The organism is Anaerolineales bacterium (assembly GCA_022866145.1).
Lineage (GTDB): Bacteria > Chloroflexota > Anaerolineae > Anaerolineales > E44-bin32 > PFL42.
Genome location: JALHUE010000177.1, coordinates 1 through 3,697, shown reverse-complemented (window position 1 = coordinate 3,697; position 3,697 = coordinate 1). Strand labels below are relative to the sequence as shown.

Annotated in this window: 4 protein-coding genes; all 4 read right to left on the bottom strand. The window is 66.6% G+C overall.

Annotated elements, in window-relative coordinates; translation table 11 throughout:
• Positions 1-200, bottom strand: a 200-nt coding sequence (locus MUO23_05645) for a glycerophosphodiester phosphodiesterase (protein MCJ7512437.1), incomplete at its 3' end; no start/stop codon positions are given.
• The gene (locus MUO23_05640; GenBank protein ID MCJ7512436.1) at positions 197-1,915 is read right to left on the bottom strand and encodes a hypothetical protein; all 1,719 of its coding nucleotides are present in this window, start codon (positions 1,913-1,915) and stop codon (positions 197-199) included. The genes MUO23_05645 and MUO23_05640, both read right to left, overlap by 4 nt.
• A gap of 69 nt (positions 1,916-1,984) precedes the next feature.
• Positions 1,985-2,953 (bottom strand): ADP-ribosylglycohydrolase family protein, encoded by a 969-nt coding sequence (locus MUO23_05635; protein ID MCJ7512435.1) that lies wholly within the window; start codon positions 2,951-2,953, stop codon positions 1,985-1,987.
• A gap of 136 nt (positions 2,954-3,089) precedes the next feature.
• Positions 3,090-3,697, bottom strand: a 608-nt coding sequence (locus MUO23_05630; GenBank protein MCJ7512434.1) for a hypothetical protein, incomplete at its 5' end; no start/stop codon positions are given.

Below are 3,697 nucleotides of genomic sequence, written 5' to 3'. Positions count from 1 at the left end.
TCGACGGTTCCATCGTGGATGCAGACGAATTCGCCGTCGGCGGTAAGCTGCAGGTCGGTCTCCAGCAGATCGGCGCCCTCGGCGAAGGCGCGGCGAAATGCGGACAGGGTATTCTCCGGACAGCCGCGGCGATTGCCGCGGTGCGCCATCAGCCACGGCCGTGGCTTGCCGATCATGGACGAGGGCAGGACGGGGCTCACAGCGGGATCGGCGTCGCGTACTCTGGCAGGATCAGCTGCGTGGGCATGCCGCGCAGCAGGCCGTGCCAGGCGGCAGGGTTCTCGGTATGGATGGCGATCAAGCGCTTCGGCCGGGATCGTCGGACGAACTCGACCAGCTCATCGGCCGCAGCATGGCCCGATGCGTGGAATCCTTCGACCGGGGTCACCTTGACCACGGCGCCCTTGGAGTCGCGGTGTGGCTCAAGGCCTTCCAGCGTCAGGCCCAGGTGCTCGGTCCAGTTCCACAGCCGCACCAAGTCGACCATCTGCTCATCGTCGTAGGCCTGGCTATTGGAGAACACATACACCCCACCCGGTTTGCCCTTGAGCGAGTACTCAATGTCCAGCAGGTCAGCCAGGTCGGTCAGGCTGAAGGCCAACAGGAAGTCGCCCGGCGCCTGGCGGACATCCATCGGGGCGACCACGGAGCCGGCGTAGCGGGCCCGGATGCGTCTCTCCCAGTCGAACTGAGTCACCTTGGGGTCGGCGTACAGTCCGAGGCGAGAATCCGCCATTGCATCGGGCACGCCGGGGTCCGCCAAGTGCATGGCGCGCAACAGGTAGGCGTCCTTGGGCTGAACCAACAGCCGGCGCCCGGTCTCGCCGGCGATGGCCAGGAAGGTGAGCAGACGCTCGACATTTCGCGGGGCAAAGTCCGCCACCGCCAGACGGCCGGAGGCACGCCGCACGGCCTGCAGGCAGCGATCCATCACCATGGCTTCGGTCGTCGCGTTTGCCCCCGACAGCCGCGTGCCTTCGCACAGCAGTGCCGCCGGGGAGAGACCCGCCAGGGCATCCGCAAACGCCCAAGTTTGGGCGCCAATCGTTCCATGGAACCGCAGGTCGCCGGTGTAGCCGATCCATCCGGCGTCCGTTTCCACGGCCATGCCGACAGCCCCAAAGAGCGAGTGGTCCACTGGATAAGTCCGCAGGCGGAGGCCAAGGGTAGGTTGAGTGTCCGGCTGGGCGATCCCTTTCGAACCTCCGTAGGCCCAAAACCCTGCCGCCGTTTCCAGCGGATCCTGCGAGGGTTCATCGTCGAGGGGATGGTCAAAGAAGTGGAAGGGGCGCCCGCGGTAGGGCGAGTTCCGTTCCGAGGCCAGCTCCCCCTCGGGCCGCGGCGCCCGAGGCGCCACGTACGGCACGCCCCCCAGCCCGCTCAGCCCAGCATCTAGCAGCACCTTGCCGATGAAGGCCGTCATGCGCGAGGCCGCCCCCGGGATTTCCGCCGAGACGTATTGCAGGTCGCTGATGTGGTCCTGATGGGCATGCGAGAGCAGCACCGCATCAACCGCGGGCGCATTCTTACGTCGCAAGTCGCGGTAGGCGTGCGGCAGCGACCGTTGCCAGTGTTCCCAGAAGGTGTCCTGCGCCTGCGGCGTGACCGCCGTCACCTGGCGGGGCACACGCTGCCGCCCCTGAGGAGGCACTTCCTGAACGTCGACATCGGTCGACTCGAAGGCCGGGATCAGGTCATCTCGGAGCAGGCCACGCAGGGGCGGAACGAGCCCAAGGGCGAGGACATCGAGCAATCCCCGGCTGACGCGCTCGCGCATATACACGCCATCAAAAAACGATCCATACCGACCGAAGGGCTTGCCGAAGTCGAAGAAGATCCTGCGGTCCCCCTCCTCCAGCAGGATCTTGTTGCCGCCGATCTCGTTGGCTTCCCCAAAGCATGTGATGAGTGGCATCGAATCCTCGGGTGCAAACTGGCCTGGTCCGGCTTCGGCCGCGATGGCCCATCGTCGATCCGGGCGCGATCAATCGTCCGTGGGAGGCGGTTGGCTGGCGTCCTCCCCGACCGCCAGTCGGTAGAGCGAGTCTGCCAGAGAGAGAATCGTTTCGCGCAGCGCCACCTGGCCGCGCCAGTGGGGCGGGATCGCCTTACGCCCGTAGAGAGCCCCGGCGATCTGGCCATAGACCGCGCCCGTAGTATCGGCATCGTCCCCCAGGTTGACCGCCAGCAGCATCCCGCTGCGGAAATCCGAACCCCGGTCCAGGGCCCAGAGCGCCGCCTCCAAGGTGTGCGCGACGTAGCCGCTGGCTTCGATCTCCTCCGGCTGCTTGCTGCGAAAGGACCCGGCGGCGACCTCGGCGATGCGTTCGCAAAGCGGAGCTTGATCCCACAAGCCGGGAGCTGGAGAAAACTGCGGAGAGAGCAGCGCCTGCTTCGGCTGACCCTGGAGCGCCCCGACGATCAGCCCCGCCAGGTAGCGACAGGCATCCACCGCTTCCGGGGCGGCGTGGGTGGTCCGAGAGCTGTCGGCCGCCAGCCTCACGGCTTCCTCGGGGTCGGGGAAGTATAGGAGCGGGACCGCGGCCAGCCGCATGAGGGAGCCGTTCCCGGCCGAGTCGGCATCCGTCTTGCCGCTGAAGGGATTGCCCGACGACTCGAAGCGAGCCAGCGCTGCCCGCACGGTGTGGCCGACGTCAAAGCACCGCCCGGTGCTGCTCAGGTAGCCCTGGTTCAGCCAGCGCAGGTAGCGGTCCATCTGGTCGCTGGGATTGAAGCCGCGGCACTCGACCAGGCTGGCCGCCAGGCACAGCGCCATCGAGGTGTCATCGGTCCACTGCCCGGGATCCAGCTTGAAGGGGCCCCCGCCGGTCATATCCTCGACGGGCTTGAAGGTTCCTGGCGGCCGGAATTCGATGGCAGCGCCTAGCGCATCCCCGGCGGCTAAGCCAACCAGGGCACCCTGGAATCGGTCTTTGAGCTCGGCAGCGGTCATGAACGGCGAAGTGTCCCTGGCGAGAGGTGGAGCCAAGCTCCATTGTAGTGCGGATGGGCCAGCTGACCCAGGGCCACAGAGGCCCCGCCCCGGGGGGGCCGTTTGTCGCCGGGGATCGGGGTGACCCTCGTTGCCGCTACTTAGCGGCGGGCCAGGGGATCTTCACCGAATCGGTGTAGCCGTGCTTCTCGACGGTATACAGCTTTCCGCTGGAATCCTTGGCGCAGCCGGCCTCGTCCTCAAACACGGCGCTGTGCTCGTCCGTGTGGACGATCACGGCGATCAGGTTGCCGTCCTGGCAAACCCTGGCCTCGATCAGGTAGCCGCGGTCATCGTCTTCCGTCATGTCGACCGGGTCCCAGGTGACCGTCACCTGCTTGCCATCGCGCACCGCCTCGACGTCGTCGGGCGGGCCATACAGAACGGACTTCGGCAGCGGGTGGAAGTAGACCGTGACACTGAAGATGTCGCCCTGGACCTCCGTGACGGAGGCCGAGACCCAGCAGGCATAGCTCAGCTTGTCAAACCGCACCCACAGCCACGAACCACTGTAGTCCCGATTCCACAGCTGGCCGATGTCGCCTGCATACAGATCGGCCGCCGGCAGGTAGGCTTTCGCCGGACCATAGCGGCAGAATGCCTGCTGCTTGACCGTGACATCGGGGAAGTCGAAGGTTGCCGTGGGCGTGATCGTGGGTGTCGGCGTGATGGTCGGCGTCGGAGTCTGCGTCGGCGTGACCGTGA